Genomic DNA, 15020 nt, shown 5'->3' on the forward strand with positions numbered 1-15020 from the left:
GTTTCTGACGGCACCGCCGCAACTCCCGGATACGCCCGGTATGAGGGAGCTGCGGCGGCACCGTCAGAAACCCTCTCGGATGTGACTCTCATCGAACGGGACTCGCAGGACACGACCTAGGAACGCACCCCGGTACCCTGGAGCCATGCCCAAGCGAGTCCTGTTGGCGAAGCCGCGTGGTTACTGCGCGGGCGTTGATCGTGCCGTCGAGACGGTCGAGCTCGCCCTCGAGAAGTACGGCGCTCCCGTCTACGTGCGCAAGGAGATCGTCCACAACAAGTACGTCGTGGAGACGCTGTCCGACCGCGGCGCCATCTTCGTCAACGAGACGGACGAGGTTCCTGAGGGCGCACTCGTGGTGTTCTCAGCACACGGCGTGTCGCCCGCCGTGCACGAAGAGGCGGCCAACCGCTCGTTGCGCACCATCGACGCCACGTGCCCGTTGGTGACGAAGGTCCACAAAGAAGCGGTGCGCTTCGCCAAGGAGGACTACGACATCCTCCTGATCGGTCACGAGGGCCACGAGGAGGTCGAGGGCACCGCCGGTGAGGCGCCGGACCACGTGAAGCTCGTCGACACCGCCGAGGACGCGGCCAAGGTCGAGGTGCGCGACCCGAACAAGGTCATCTGGCTGTCCCAGACGACGCTCTCGGTCGACGAGACCATGGTGCGCGTCCGGCAGCTCAAGGACCGCTTCCCGGAGCTGCAGGACCCGCCGTCGGACGACATCTGCTACGCCACCTCGAACCGCCAGACCGCGGTGAAGACGATGGCGCCGTCGTGCGACCTCGTGCTCGTCGTGGGCTCGAAGAACTCCTCCAACTCGATCCGGCTGGTCGAGGTCGCGCTGCAGCACGGCGCCAAGGCCTCCTACCTGATCGACTACGCCAAGGAGGTCGACCTGGCGTGGCTCGAGGGCGTCGAGACCGTTGGCGTCACGTCTGGTGCGTCGGTGCCGGACCTGCTGGTGATGGAGCTGCTGAAGTTCCTCGAGTCGCACGGCTACGGCGAGGTCGAGGAGATCACCACGGCGAACGAGCGGATCACGTTCTCGTTGCCGCGTGAGCTCCGCAAGGACCTCGTCCGCTAGTTCTCCACCAGAGCTAGTTCTCCACCAGAGCTAGTTCTCCACCAGAGCTAGTTCTCCACCAGAGCTAGTTCTCCACCATGCGGAGGGCCTGGGCCATGTCCAGGCCCCACACCTGGATCGCGTCCGCACCCGCGGACACCAGTTGTGAGCCGTCCGGGCGCCACGCCAGGTGCGTCACGCCGCGGTTGTGACCGCGCAACGTCGCCCAGGCGGTCTGTTCGCGCACGTCCCACACGACCACCGCGCGGTCGTTGCCACCGCTCGCGAGCCGGTTGCCGTCCGGGCTGAACTCCAGCGCGGCGACCGCGTCGGCGTGCCCGCGCAGTTCACCGAGCTTGCGCCACGTCGTGGTGTCCCACAACGCGATCAGGCCGTCGTCGCCACCGGTCGCGAGGATCTTGCGGCTGGGGGAGAGCGCGAGCGCCCGCACCGCCGCCGAGTGGGTGCGGGGCAGCGCCAGGTTCTGGTTCTGCACGCCGCCGTCGCGGATCAGCACCTCGCCGTCCTCGCGGGCGAACACGAGCTGGCCGTCGTCCTTGCCGAACGACACGGCGGTGCGGGGGCCGCTGGAGTCGCCGCCGATGAAGGTCGGCTGGCTTCGCCGGTCCAGTGACCAGACGGCGTCGGGGTCCGCGGAGCCCACCACGGCGATCTGCTTCTCCCCGAACGCGATGCCCGTGGTCGAGCTGCCGGCCGCGACGGCCGGTTCGCTGACGGTCGCGCCGGTGTTGGTGTCGCGCACCTTGAGCGGGCCGTTCGTGACGACCAGCCGGTGGTCGGGGCTGAAGCGGCCGGGACGGATCTGGGGCACGCCGGTCTCGACGCGCTGGAGCGTGCGCAGGGTGGAGTCGCGGCGTTCGATGACGCCCGCGTCGTCGAGGGTGAGGATCGAGCCGTTGTCGTCGACGGTGAGCGCACGGACCGTGTACCCGGCTTTCCTCGGCACGCTGCCCGGCGGGAAGAACCGCAGGGCGCGCGGGGTGAGCACGGCCAGTCCGCCGTCCGGGGAGAACTGCGCGCTGCGAGCGGGTTCGTTGATCGTGACGGTCGTGATGGCGGTGCCGTGCGCGACGTCCCAGATGTGCACGCGGCCGTCCTCACCGCCGGAGACGAGCATGCTGCCGTCGGCGCTGAGCGTCAGGCTGTTGACGACGCCGGTGTGCGCGGGTGGCGTGGCGACCGTCGCGCCGGTCGCGAGGTCCCGCACCTGCACCTGGCCCTCGGTGGTGGCGACCGCGGCCAGTTTGCCGCCCGGCAGCAGCCTCACCCTGGTGATGTCGCCGGACTGCACCTGCAAGCCGCCTGTGCGCTGCCGCGTCTCCAGATCCCACAACGCGATCGCGCCGCCCGTCACGAGGGCCAGCACCCGGCCGTCCGCCACGTCGAACGGGCCGTTGATCGGCCCGACCGGCAACGAGTAGCGCACCTGGCGGGTGGCGAGGTCCCAGACGTCGCCACCGACGATGAGCGAGCGGCCGTCCTCGCTGAAGGCGACTCCGCCGCGCGTGCCGGTCCGCTGCAGCACGACCTGGTCGGCCTCCGGTCCCGACCACAGCACGATCCGCCCGTCGTGCAGGCACACGGCGACCGTGCGGCCGTCCGGCGAGGTGGCCCAGGAGAACACGGTGCCGGTCATGCTCGGGCGCCATCTGGTCCGCAGCGACAACGTGGCCGTGTCGTGCACGGCCAGCCCCTCCGGACCCATCAGCGCGATGGTGTCCTTGCCGAACCCGAAGCTCCAGGCGTTGAGCAGGTCGAGCTTGCGGCCACGTGCCGACGCGGACGCGCTCAGCACCCGGCTACGGGCCTCTGGCGTCGGATAGGTCCGGTAGGCCTCGGCAGCCTTGCGGGCGGACTGCTTCGGGTCGCTGACGACGAGTGCCTCCGACGCCGCCGCGAGCTGTTGCGACTGCGAGATCAGGCCGAGCCGTTCGACCTCACGGCGCTGCTGGACGGCCACGACGGCGCTCGCGGCGGTGGCCACCAGCATCACCGCCAGTCCTGCCGCGGTCCAGCGCAGGCGGCGGGTGCGGCGGCGCTCCCGTGCCTTCGAGGCGCCGATGAACTCGCGTTCGGTGCCGGTCAGCTCCGGCTGGGTCCGCGCGACCCACTCGGTCGTCTCGGCGAGCCTGGTGCTGCGGTAGAGCGAGTCGGTGTCCTGGCCCAGCTCCCGCCACGTCCTGGCGGCGTCGGTGAGCCTGCGGTGCGTCCTGAGGCCCTCGTGGTCCTCGTCCAGCCACGCCCGCAGCCTCGGCCAGGCCTGGAACAGCGCCTCGTGGGTCACCTCGACGGTGTGCTCGTCGACGGTGATGAGCCGGGTGCCGGCGAGCACGTCGAGCACTTCCTCGCCCACGACCTCGTGCCGCGGAACGGGCCGTTTGGTGCCGTCGGCGCTCAGCCGGAGCAGCAGTTGCTTGGCCAGGTGCTGCTCGGAGTCGTCCAGCGTGGCGAACGCGGCCTCTGCGCTCTGCGCGAGCGCGCCCTGGATGCCGCCTGCTGACTGGTAGCCGGCGAGGGTGAGGGTGTTGCCGCGCCTGCGGTGCCAGGTTTCGAGCAGCGCGTGGGACACGAGGGGGAGCACGCCGCTGCGACCCGCCGCTTCGGCGACGAGAGTGGTCAGCAGGGCCGTCTCGACGGTGCAGCCGACGGTCGCGGCGGGCTGGGTGATCGCGCGGCGCAGTTCGTCCGGCGTCATCGTGCCGAGCAGCACCTGGGCGTCGGTCAGGGCGTCCGCGAGCCGCGGGTACTGGGCGCAGTGCGGGTAGAAGTCGGACCGGACCGCGATCACCTTCTTGCAGCCGGCGACGAGCAGCGCGTCCAGGAACGCCGTGCGCTGGACCTCGTCCTCGCAGAGCGTGAAGAGCTCCTCGAACTGGTCGACGACCAGCAGGTCCGGGTTCCTCGCGAGGGCGTCGGCGATCGCGGCGTCCGGGTCGGGGCCCGGCGTGCAGACCACCGCGTTCTCGAACTTCGCCGCGATACCCGCCCTGAGCAGCGACGACTTGCCCTCGCCAGACGCGCCGAACACCGCGAGGAACCGCTGCCGGTCGAGCCGGTCGAGCAACGTGCGGGTCAGCGCCTCCCGGCCGAAGAACCGGTCGGCGTCCTCGGTCGTGAACGGGTTCAGGCCCACGTACGGGGACGGCCCCTCGACGGTCCGGCTCTGTGCCATGGCGACGGCCAGGTCGTGCCAGCGCCGCTCCCACGCCGCCTCGTCGCCAGCGCACGCCCGGACGTACGCGAGCGTGACGTCGAGACCCGGCAGCTTCCGCCCGCCCGCCGCGTCGGACAGCGTGCTCGCCGAGAAGTGCGCGCGCCGGGACAGGTCCCGGTAGCTCGGCTTCCCCGCGTTGGTGCGCAGTTGGCGCAGGTCTCCGGCGAACAGCAGCAGCGGGCTGTCGCCCTCGTCCAGTGGACGTTCTCCCCTAGGCATCGAACTCATGCTCGCAGAGTGCGTGCTGGTCAGGGGGTTGTTGTCCGTGATCCGTTGTACGGCGTTCGCGGGGGCGATCGCGAACAACGGGTTGCTGCGGCTAGCGGTCCTCGCGCGGTGGCCGTGGCCTGCGCTGGCCTGCCGGACGCTCGGCGCGGGCCGCACCGTCCGGGCGGGGGCGCCGTGCTGGGGCACCTTCCGGCCGGGGGCGGCGTGCGGGAGCGCCTTCCGGACGGAGACGGCGCGGGCGCTCGTCCTCCACGGGCTCCTCGCGGGGCCTGCGGACCGGCTTGCCGCGTTCCCTGATCTCCGCCTTGGCCTCGCGGACCTCGTCCTTGGACGGCCGGTTCGGGTCCTTCTGCAGGACGATCCGCAGGATGCCGAACGCGACGGTGACGGCGGTGGTGACGGCCATGACCGGGAAGCTGTCGATCAGCGGCTTGCCCAGGCCGAGAGCCATGTTGGCGAGGCCGCCCTTCTGGACGCCGCCGGTGAACAGCACGAGCGTGGGCACCGTGACGGCCAGGATCAGCGGCGGCTGCACCATCGGCGCGAACAGGCTGCGGCGCTGGACCAGCAGGATTCCGGCGAGCGCGCCGACGAAGAAGACGGCGATGAACGTCCAGCCGACGGTCTTGCTGGAGTTGATGTCGATGAACGCGCCGATGAACGCCGGGACCAGCGCGCACAGGATCGCGGCCCACCACGGGATGCCCTTGAACTCGCCGAAGATGGCCCGGTAGTTCCACGGGACCTCGTCGTAGTCCTCGACGTCGTCGAAGGCCGCCGAACGATCGCGCAACTCACTCACGGCGCACACGGTAGCCGTTCGGCCATTAGGTGTTCGTCAGTCCGCAGGTTTCTCACCCAGAAGCAACCTGTGGGCACGCTCCGTGCGTTTTAAGCGGACTGTTCGTCCGCCCTTCGGACGAGAGGAAGGGGCGTAGGGGTGGCGGAGGCGTCCGTCAGCGGCTCCACGCTCGCCCGGAAGCCCTCCAGGGCGTCCAGTTCCCTGCGTCGAGCTGAGAGGAAGCGCTGCAGGTGCGTGGTGGAGAGGTTGACCGCTTCGATGGCGGTGTCGGCTGCCCGGTTCGCGCGGCCGGCCTGCAGCCTGACCTGCTCGACGTCGTCGGCCAGCGCTCGTTCGGTGACCGCGAACATCGCACTCGACGCGATCACGGCGAACCCGGTCGGGCCGCACAGGAAGACGCGGCGGTCCAGCAGCCAGCGGAGCAGTTCGGGATCGGTGTCCAGGGCGGCGACGACCGCGCCGTCGTTGGGGACGAACATGATCGTGCCGTAGATCGCGTCCGCCCAGCGCTGGTAGCCCTTGCCCGCCAGTTCGGCGGCGCGGGAGCGGATGTTGCGGACGTGCACCCGGAGCGCGTCCTGGCGTTCCTGTGGATCGTCCGTTTCGACCGCTTCGGCCCAGCAGGCCATGGACATCTTCGAGTCGACGGGGACCGCGCGGCCGCCGCCGACGTTCAGCACCATGTCCGGGCGGACCGAGCCACCGCCGGCCACGTCGGTCTGCAGCGTGTAGTGGAGGTTCTCCCTCAGCCCGAGTGCGCGCGCCGTTTCGACGAGCACCTGTTCGCCGAGCTCACCGCGTCCACTCACGCTGGAGAACGCCACTTCGTAGCGTTGCAGGGCTTGTTGCTGCACGTCGTAGCGCGCGCGTTCGGTGCCGATGGCGGCGAGCGCCTCGTCGGTGCGGCGGACGCTGTCCTGGTAGAGGCGCCAGACGAACAGCAGCGCCCCGGCACTGACGAGTGCCAGGACGAGAGAGGCGGTGATGATCACTGCGGTCACGGCACCGATGATGCTCCCCCAAAGATGTTGAACTCGATCGGGTGACACGCCGGGAACCCTCCCGGAGATTTGTCAGACCCCGTCTCTACGGTTGGTGCCATGCGGATCCTGCACACCTCCGACTGGCACGTGGGGCGAACGTTCCACGGCCGCGACCTGCTCGTGGAGCAGGAGTCGGTGCTGAGCGGCCTCGCTGACCTGGTGTCTTCCGAAAAGGTCGACGTCGTGGTCATCTCCGGCGACCTCTACGACCGTGCGGTGCCGTCCGCCGACGCGGTGTCGTTGTGCGCGCGGGTGCTGATGCGGATCCGCGCTGCCGGGGCGCGGATCGTGATCACCCCCGGCAACCACGACTCGGCGGCGCGGATCGGGGTGTTCGGCGAGTTCGCCGCATCCGGCGGGTTGTACCTGCGCACGCAGATCTCGTTGCTGGACAAGCCGGTGGAGCTGGAGGACGAGCACGGGCCCGTCGCGCTGTACGGGATTCCGTTCCTGGAGCCGGAGCCCGCGCGGCACGTGCTCGGGGTGGCGGAGAAGGGGCACGCGCCGGTTCTCGGTGAGGCGATGCGGCGGATCCGGGCTGATCTGGCCGGTCGCTCGGCCCGTTCGGTGGTGCTGGCGCACGCGTTCGTCACCGGCGGGGCGCCGTCTGAGTCCGAGCGCACCATCGCGGTGGGTGGCGTGCAGGACGTGTCGATGCAGGTGTTCTCGGGCGTCGACTACGTGGCACTCGGGCATCTGCACGGGCCGCAGACGCTGGCGGAGAACCTGCGCTACTCGGGCAGTCCGCTGGCGTACTCGTTCTCCGAGGCGCGGCACCGCAAGTCGGTGTGGCTGGTGGAGCTGGACGCGGGCGGGCTCGTCGGGGTGGAGCGGCGTGATCTGCCGGTGCCGCGGCCGCTGGCCTCGCTGACGGGTACGTTGGCCGAGGTGCTGGAGGACCCCGCGCACAAGCCGTTCGAGGACCACTTCCTGTCCGTCGTGCTGACGGACCAGGTGCGTCCGATGGATGCGTTGCGGCAGTTGCAGAAGCGGTTCGAGCACGCGGTGCACGTGGAGTGGCGGCCGGAGCAGGGGCTGCAGCACAACATGACGTACGCGGACCGGGTGCGTGGCCGTTCCGACGAGGAAGTGGCCTGTTGTTTCGTGTCGGACGCACGGGGTTCCGAGCCGTCCGAGGCGGAGAAGGCGTTGCTGCGTGAGGCGTTCTCGTCGGTGGCGAGGGAGCAGGAGCAATGAGACTGCACCGCCTGGAGCTGACGGCGTTCGGCCCGTACCCGCGCCCGGAGAGCGTCGACTTCGACGAGCTGGGCGCGGACGGGTTGTTCCTGCTGCACGGCGACACGGGCGCGGGCAAGACGACGTTGCTCGACGCGGTGGCGTTCGCGCTGTTCGGGCGCGTGCCGGGCGCGCGGGGCGACGTGAAGAAGCTGCGCTGCGAATACGCCGATCCCGAGGTGCCGACGTCGGTGGAGCTGGAGCTCACCGTGCAGTCGCGGCGGTTCCGGATCGTGCGCTCGCCGGAGTTCGATCGCCCGAAGAAGCGCGGCGGAGGTTTCACCACGCAGCCCGCGAAGGCCTCGCTGACGTGGCTCGAAGGCTGGGACGGCGAGGGCATCACCCGCATCGACGACGTGGCGCGCGCCGTCGAGGACATGCTCGGGATGTCGTACGAGCAGTTCTTCCAGGTCGTGCTGTTGCCGCAGGGCGAGTTCGCCCGTTTCCTGCGCTCGGACACGGCCGAACGCGAGGTGCTGCTGGAGAAGCTCTTCGGCACCGAGCGCTTCCTGGACGTGGAGAAGTGGTTCCGCGACAAGCGGGTGGTCGCCGGTCGCGTGCTGGAGGAACGGCGTCAGGGCGCCTCCGAGCTGATGCACCGCGTGGCCGAGGCGGCTGGTGAGGAGCCGTCGTTCGAGCCGGGCTGGCTGGAATCGGTGCTGGAGCGGCTTTCGCTCGCCGTCCAGGAAGCCGAGGCGTTGTCCGAGGAGACGGCCGGCGTGGCCGACGGCGCGGACGCCCTGCTGGCCCAGGCCCGCGTGCACGCCGACCAGATCCGCCGCGTGCGCGACGCCCGCGAGATGCTGGCCCGCGTCGAGGCCGCCGACTCGGCGTCGTGGTTCGCCGAACGTGACGCGGCCCGTCGTGCGATCCCGGTCGTGCCCGCCTTCGGTGAGATCGCGAAGTTCCAGCAGTCCTACGAGTTCGCGGTCCGCGACGAGACCAGGGCCGCGGAATCGTTGGCGCGCCTGGGTTACTCCGGCTCGTCGTTACGAGAGGACGCCGAGCGCCACCGCGAGGAAGCAGGCGGCCTGGCCGAACTGGCCGCCGAAGCCGAACGCCAGCAGGCCGACGTGCGCAAGCTGTCGGTGCTGAAGAACTCCTCGTACCAGGTCGAGCGCCGCCTGCTGGCTCTGAACACCGAACTGGAAGTGCTGCCGGAACGCGTGGCCCAGTGCCGCGCGCAGCTGGACGCGGCCGCCGAGGCCTCCGCCCGCCTGGAGGGCCTGAAGGCGCGCGCGGACGCCGCCCTGGCGCTGCCGGAGGCCGGGGAAGCGCTGGAGCGAACCAAGAAGGAGCTGCACGAGGCGATCGACGTCCACCAGAAGGCCAAGGACGTCCTCCAGCAGGTCCGCCACCAGCGCCTCGAGAACATGGCCATCGAGCTGGCCGCGGCCCTGAAACGCGGCAAGCCCTGCGCGGTCTGCGGTTCCTCGTCGCACCCCGCACCGGCCCAGCCGATGCTCGGCGGCGTGGACGCGGCCGACGAGGAAGAAGCGGCCCACGACGAGCAGCAGGCGCTGGACCGCCGCAACGAGTCCGAACGTGCCGCGCACGCCGCCGAACTGCGCATCCAGGCGTGCTGGGAAGCCCTCGGCTCCGACGAGCCCGCGTTCGTCGTGGCCGAGTACCGCGCGGCCCTGGAGCTGGCCCGGACCAAGTCGCAGCGGCAGAACGAGTTCGTCGGCCTGGAAGCCAAGTCCCGCGAGCTGGGAGCCGAGAAGGCCAAGGTCGAGCAGGACCTGGTCGGCCTGCGCACCGAACACGCGTCGCTGGTCACCGTGGTCTCCGAACGCGGCGCCCGCCTGGACAAGGCCCGCGGCGAACACGAGGACGTCCTGACCCGCCGCGACCACCTGCTGCGCCTGTCGAAGTCGTTGGTGGAACTGGCCGACCGCCGCGCCGCCCGGGACGCCGCCCTGGCCCGCGTCGAGGAGCAACAAGCCTCCGTGGCCGCCCTGGCGGCGGACGCCGGCTTCCCGGACGTGGACGCCGCACTGTCCGCCGCCCGCCCAGCCGCCAAACTCCAGGCACTGGACGAACGGATCGCCGCCTGGGAACGCGCCCGCGCCACCGCCGCGGCCACCCTGGAAGAGCTGGCCGACGTGGACCCGGCCGCCGAGGTGGACCTGAACGAGGTGACCGCACAAGCCTCGTCCGCCCGTGCCGCGGCCTCCTCCGCCGCAACCGGCCTGGCCCGAGCCCGAGCGGCCCTCGCCCGCGTCGGTGAACTGGCCGCCCGGCTGCGTGCCGAGTGGAAGTCGCTGGAGCCACTCGAAGCCTCCTACGCGGAACTCGCCGCGCTGACCGACGTGATCAACGGCCGCGGCCAGAACTCCAAGAAGATGACGCTGCGCTCCTACGTGCTGGCCGCCCGCCTGGAGGAAGTGGCCGTCGCCGCCTCGGCCCGCCTGCACCGCATGAGCCAGGGCCGCTACAGCTTCGTGCACTCCGACTCGGCCGGCGCCCGCGGCACTCGCGGCGGCCTGAACCTCGACGTGCTCGACGACTACTCGGGCCGCTCCCGCCCCGCCAAGACGTTGTCCGGCGGCGAATCGTTCCTGGCCTCGCTGTCCCTGGCACTGGGCCTGGCGGACGTGGTGGCCAACGAGACCGGCGGCGCGCTGCTGGACACGCTGTTCGTGGACGAGGGCTTCGGAACCCTGGACTCGGACACGCTGGACATCGTGATGAACACGCTCGACGAGCTGCGCGCTGGTGGGCGCGTGGTCGGGCTGGTGTCGCATGTGGAGGAACTGCGGCAGCGGATCCCCACCCGGTTGCGGGTGAGGAAGGCCCGCAGCGGGTCGACGCTGGAGGTCTCGCTGGCCTGACGCAGGTTTGGACCGTGCGGGTCGGCTTGCGGGCGAGCAATCGGGTTCCAGCGGGGTGGTCGCCGGCCGTGCGCATCTCACCTTGCGTGGGAGGTTGCGCGGGCATGGACGAGGCGTGGGGGTTAATCGCCGCTGCGCGACGATTGCGATTGGGGCTTGACCTTGAGCCCCAATCGCGAGGCGTGGGCGTGCACCGCCACCCAGCGCGGCATCACCACGCGGACGTGTCCATTGCGCCGATTCATCGCTGCGCACTCCATCCTGCATCGCCTCGGAGTGCCGTCGGGCCGTCGCATGTGGACGAACTGCCGCAGTCCCTCTAACCTCGGCCCGTGCTGTCCCACGTGGAAGTCACCGCGCGCGTCGCGCTGACGTCGGTCGCCCACTTCGTCTGGTCGAACCGGTTGGAGTACGCACACGACTGCTTTGTGTGCCGTCGGGTCGGGCGGACCGTGTCGTTGCATCCCAACGCGGAGAACGGGTTGTGCCACTCGTCCGAGCGGCGGCTGGAGTGGCAGGACGACATCGATGTCGCCGGTGCGCATCCGGCGCCGATCAGGGTCACCGGCTTCGACACCGCCGGTGACGAGACCTCGCAGCGGTTGCGGTGCCGGCTGGCCTTTTGGTGGTCGCCGTTCTTCGACCTCAAGCGGCCGGACGAGCGGGCTTCCGAGCTGAGCGAGAAGCGGTGGGTGCGGCTGCACTACCGGGTCGGCTGTCACGTTTGCCGGGATGCCGGGCACGACGACTGGTTCGGGCCGCAGAACTCCGTGCAGAGCAATCAGGTCTGGCCGGTCACCAGTTCGTGCCAGCGGTGCGACACGGAACTGGTGACCGTCGCCGGGCCGCCGGAGATCAACCTCGTCGGCTAGACCTGGTCAGGCCTCGTGGGCCAGCAGCCAGCGCTTGACGTCCAGGCCCCAGCGGAAGCCGCCCAGGTTGCCGCCGATGCGGATCACGCGGTGGCAGGGGACGAACAGGGCCGCGGAGTTGCGGGCGCAGGCTGAGGCCGCCGCGCGGATTGCTGCTGGGCGTCCGGAGAGCTCGGCGTACTCGCTGTAGGTGACCGGTTCGCCGGCGCGGACGGTGCGCAGGACGTCCCAAGCGTGTTGCAGGAACGGGCCGGACTTCTGGCGGACCTCCACCGTGTCGATCGAGGTCAGGTCGCCCTCGTGGTAGGCGACCACGGCCTTGGTGACGTCGCCCAGGTCGGGGCGCGAAGTGATCTCGGTGGGCATCAGGGTGGCGTGGATCTGGGGCGTCAGCAGGGCGATGTCGGCGGTCCAGCCGCTGGCCAGCACTGCCCCGTCCGGCGCGACGATCGCGGTGAACGGCCCCGCCGGGGTGTCCACAGTGGACGTGTGTGCGACGCTCATGATGTTGCTGCCTTCCTCGTCAGGTGTGCTCCGGCGTAGGAGCGCCACGGCCGCCAGTCGGGGCCGTGGGAAGCCAGGTTTCGCGAGTTCGCCGGGAGTACCAGCACGTCTGGGGCTCCCAGCACTCGCATGGCCACCTCGTCGGCGACGGAAGCGCCGACCAGGGGTGTCAGTTCTTCGGTCAGGTCTTCTGCTGAGCGGCCCACGTCCACGGCGAGTCTGCCGGTCGCCAGCGCCTCGGTCACGGGGTGGTCCCCTGCTGCGTAGAGGTGGGTCAGGTTGCCGTCCGGGATCCGCAGCGGCACGCCGGTGAACGGGGCGACCAGGCGCAGCAGCGTTTCGGCGCCGTCGACGCTGCCCGGCACGCGGATGCCGGGTGCGGAGCGGACCAGCGGGCCGATGATCGGGTCCGCGCCGAGGAACGAGTCGACGGCTTCCGGGTCGGCGTCGAGGTCCAGCAGGCGGCGCACGCGGGAGACGGCGGCGCCCAGGTCTCGTACGTCGGCCAGCCTCAACGAGCACAGCACGTGGTCGGTGGGGAACGTCAGCCGGACGGTCGCCTCGCCGTGCGGTAGCGACAACGTCCGTGCGTATGAGTCGGCCGTGACCTCCTCCACACCCGGCAGGGCGTGGGCGCGGAAGTACATCAACAGACCGTCGGCGTCGAACGGTGACCGGTAGGGGAGTCGCAGCACGATCCGGCCCGGGGTGCCTACCGGTGCCTTGCCGCGGCCGCGCATGTCGGACGGCGTCGAGGCGAACACCATGCGGATGGTGTCGTTGAACTGCCGCACCGAGGCGAAGCCCGCGGCGAACGCGATGTCCGCGAACGGCAGTTCGGTCGTCTCGATCAGCAACCGCGCGGCGTGGGCGCGGTGGGCGCGGGCCAGCGCCAGCGGCCCGGCGCCCAGTTCGGCGGTCAGCACCCGCGTGAGGTGGCGTTCCGAGTAGCCCAGACGGGAGGCCAGGCCGGTCACGCCGTCGCGTTCGACGACGCCGTCGCTGATCAGGCGCATCGCGCGGCCGGCCAGGTCCGCGCGCAGGTTCCACTCGGGCGAGCCCGGCACGGCGTCCGGCAGGCACCGGCGGCAGGCGCGGAAGCCGGCCGACTGCGCGGCGGCGGCTGTCAGGAAGAACTGGCTGTTGCGGCGCTTCGGGGTCACCGCGGGGCACGACGGCCGGCAGTAGATGCCGGTCGTGCGGACCGCGTGGATGAAGCACCCGTCGAACCGGGCGTCACGTGCGGCGCAGACCCGGTAGGCGTGTTCTTCGTCAATGACCATGCCGTCGATCCTGCCAGCGGGAACGGCCAATGGCTCGCGGGAATCGGACACGACCGTTCCCTGCCGTAGACTCGCTCCCCGTGAGTTTGACCCTCGGTATCGTCGGCCTGCCCAACGTTGGCAAGTCCACCCTGTTCAACGCGCTCACGCGCAACAACGTGCTCGCCGCGAACTACCCGTTCGCGACCATCGAGCCGAACGTGGGCGTGGTGCCGTTGCCGGACGCGCGCCTCACCAAGCTCGCCGAGATCTTCGGCTCCGAGCGCGAGGTGCCCGCCGTGGTGTCGTTCGTCGACATCGCGGGCATCGTCAAGGGCGCGTCGGAAGGTGAGGGTCTCGGCAACAAGTTCCTCGCCAACATCCGTGAGGCGAACGCGATCTGCCAGGTCATCCGCGTCTTCGACGACCCGGACGTCGTGCACGTGGACGGCCGCGTGGACCCGTCGAGCGACATCGAGACGATCAACACCGAGCTGATCCTCGCCGACCTCCAGACCCTCGAGAAGGCCATTCCGAGGATCGAGAAGGAGGCGCGGATGCAGAAGGACCGCCGCGTCGTCCTCGAGAACGCGAACAAGGCCAAGGAGATCCTCGACTCCGGCCGCACGCTGTTCTCCGCACAGTCCGAAGTGGACACCGAGCTGCTGCGTGAGCTGTCCCTGCTCACCACCAAGCCGTTCCTCTACGTCTTCAACGCCGACGAGGGCGTGCTGACCGACGAGGCCCGCGTGAAGGAACTGCGCGAGCTGGTCGCCCCCGCCGACGCGGTGTTCCTCGACGCCAAGGTCGAGTCCGAGCTGCTCGAGCTCGACGAGGAGTCGGCCCGCGAGCTGCTGGAGTCGATCGGCCAGCACGAGCCGGGCCTGTACTCCCTGGCCCGCGCCGGTTTCCACACCCTCGGCCTGCAGACCTACCTCACCGCCGGCCCGAAGGAAGCGCGCGCCTGGACCATCCCGCAGGGCGCCACCGCCCCGCAGGCCGCCGGCGTCATCCACACCGACTTCGAGAAGGGCTTCATCAAGGCCGAGGTCGTGTCGTTCGACGACCTGGTCGCGGCGGGCTCGAAGGCGGACGCGAAGGCGGCGGGCAAGGTCCGCATGGAGGGCAAGGACTACACGATGGTCGACGGCGACGTGGTGGAGTTCCGCTTCAACGTCTAAGCAGGGGTTTCGTCGTTCCGCAACATGCAGGTCAGCGTCTGTCAAAGCCGCAGGTAGAGAGCTTGGGCTGACGGCGCTGGCCCTGCCGAGTTCCCGCTGATTCCCGCCGATTCGCGCTCCCGTGCTGACTTCAGACGGGGGCTTGAGACCAATGTGGACGGTTGTGTAGCGGGCCTACGCGGCCAGGTCGAAGTCCGGCCGTAGCGCCTGCTGCATGACCGTCCTGAAGCGGGCATCTGCGTTTGGCGCGAGGTGCCCGTAGATGTCCGCAGTGACCTTGAAGGACTTGTGTCCGAGCCACCTGGAGACATCCAGGATGGGGATGTTGTTCCCCAGGGCCGTCGAAGCGAAGAAGTGTCGCAACGAGTGGGCCGTATAGAGCAGCTTCCCTGAGTGCGTCATCAGTCCCGCGGCCTTGGCTGCCTTCTTGAAGTGGTAGCCGTAGGTGGTTGCTGTCGGCATGGTCCCCTTGCCTCGCTCGCGCGGCGCGAAGAAGACCCGGTAGATCTTGTCTCCGTCTTCGAGAAGCGTGGTCCCCCACTCTTCCAAATGCAGATCGATCTCCGTGCGCAGAAACGGGATCATCAAGACCGTGGTGAAGGCCGCGGACAAGGCGGAGGCGCAGCGTATCCGCGACTGGGCTCGCGCCGAGGGGCACCAGATCTCCGACCGCGGGCGCATCCCACAGAACCTCGTTGCCCAGTTCCAGGAAGCCCACGCCTCCTGAACGAACGCAAAAGGTCCCCTCCGCCCA

The 15020-nt window shown here is 70.1% G+C and carries 12 protein-coding genes; 6 read left to right on the forward strand and 6 right to left on the reverse strand.

What is annotated here, in order from left to right; all coding sequences use genetic code 11:
- Positions 1–145: 145 nt before the first annotated feature.
- Positions 146–1090, forward strand: a complete 945-nt coding sequence (locus tag SK803_RS44250) for a 4-hydroxy-3-methylbut-2-enyl diphosphate reductase (protein WP_319972249.1) — start codon at positions 146–148, stop codon at positions 1088–1090.
- A 64-nt stretch (positions 1091–1154) separates the two neighbouring features.
- Here the strand turns inward: SK803_RS44250 and SK803_RS44255 are convergent, their stop codons facing one another.
- The 3 genes from SK803_RS44255 to SK803_RS44265 form a co-directional block, all read right to left on the reverse strand.
- Positions 1155–4532: a WD40 repeat domain-containing protein gene (locus SK803_RS44255; protein ID WP_319972250.1), complete on the reverse strand. Its 3378-nt coding sequence runs from the start codon at positions 4530–4532 to the stop codon at positions 1155–1157.
- Between the two features lie 91 nt (positions 4533–4623).
- Positions 4624–5334, reverse strand: a complete 711-nt coding sequence (locus SK803_RS44260; protein ID WP_319972251.1) for a DUF6542 domain-containing protein — start codon at positions 5332–5334, stop codon at positions 4624–4626.
- Positions 5335–5423: 89 nt separating this feature from the next.
- Complete coding sequence (locus tag SK803_RS44265) at positions 5424–6335, reverse strand: DNA recombination protein RmuC (protein WP_319972252.1); 912 nt, start codon at positions 6333–6335, stop codon at positions 5424–5426.
- A 99-nt stretch (positions 6336–6434) separates the two neighbouring features.
- On the opposite strand from SK803_RS44265, the gene SK803_RS44270 reads away from it, so the two are divergent.
- The 3 genes from SK803_RS44270 (at position 6435) to SK803_RS44280 (ending at position 11319) form a co-directional block, all read left to right on the forward strand.
- Entirely contained in the window at positions 6435–7574 is a 1140-nt protein-coding gene (locus tag SK803_RS44270) for an exonuclease SbcCD subunit D (protein WP_319972253.1), read from the forward strand.
- Positions 7571–10447 (forward strand): SMC family ATPase, encoded by a 2877-nt coding sequence (locus SK803_RS44275; protein WP_319972254.1) that lies wholly within the window; start codon positions 7571–7573, stop codon positions 10445–10447. Before SK803_RS44270 ends, SK803_RS44275 begins: the two co-directional genes overlap by 4 nt.
- A gap of 332 nt (positions 10448–10779) precedes the next feature.
- Positions 10780–11319, forward strand: a complete 540-nt coding sequence (locus SK803_RS44280) for a hypothetical protein (protein ID WP_319972255.1) — start codon at positions 10780–10782, stop codon at positions 11317–11319.
- Between the two features lie 6 nt (positions 11320–11325).
- On the opposite strand, the gene SK803_RS44285 is transcribed toward SK803_RS44280, so the two are convergent.
- Together SK803_RS44285 and SK803_RS44290 are read right to left on the reverse strand one after the other, a co-directional pair.
- Positions 11326–11823: a methylated-DNA--[protein]-cysteine S-methyltransferase gene (locus tag SK803_RS44285; protein WP_319972256.1), complete on the reverse strand. Its 498-nt coding sequence runs from the start codon at positions 11821–11823 to the stop codon at positions 11326–11328.
- Positions 11820–13106: a bifunctional transcriptional activator/DNA repair enzyme AdaA gene (locus tag SK803_RS44290; RefSeq protein ID WP_319972257.1), complete on the reverse strand. Its 1287-nt coding sequence runs from the start codon at positions 13104–13106 to the stop codon at positions 11820–11822. The genes SK803_RS44285 and SK803_RS44290 overlap by 4 nt, the downstream gene beginning before the upstream one ends.
- Before the next feature lie 80 nt (positions 13107–13186).
- On the opposite strand from SK803_RS44290, the gene ychF reads away from it, so the two are divergent.
- Positions 13187–14266 (forward strand): redox-regulated ATPase YchF, encoded by a 1080-nt coding sequence (ychF, locus tag SK803_RS44295; protein ID WP_319972259.1) that lies wholly within the window; start codon positions 13187–13189, stop codon positions 14264–14266.
- A gap of 174 nt (positions 14267–14440) precedes the next feature.
- On the opposite strand, the gene SK803_RS44300 is transcribed toward ychF, so the two are convergent.
- Positions 14441–14851, reverse strand: a complete 411-nt coding sequence (locus tag SK803_RS44300; RefSeq protein ID WP_319972260.1) for a tyrosine-type recombinase/integrase — start codon at positions 14849–14851, stop codon at positions 14441–14443.
- Between the two features lie 7 nt (positions 14852–14858).
- Here SK803_RS44300 and SK803_RS44305 point away from each other — a divergent pair, with 7 nt between their 5' ends.
- Positions 14859–14993: an Lsr2 family DNA-binding protein gene (locus SK803_RS44305; protein WP_319972262.1), complete on the forward strand. Its 135-nt coding sequence runs from the start codon at positions 14859–14861 to the stop codon at positions 14991–14993.
- Positions 14994–15020: the final 27 nt, after the last annotated feature.

The sequence above is a fragment of the Lentzea miocenica genome, assembly GCF_033949945.1.
In the GTDB taxonomy this organism is placed as follows: Bacteria; Actinomycetota; Actinomycetes; order Mycobacteriales; family Pseudonocardiaceae; genus Lentzea; species Lentzea miocenica.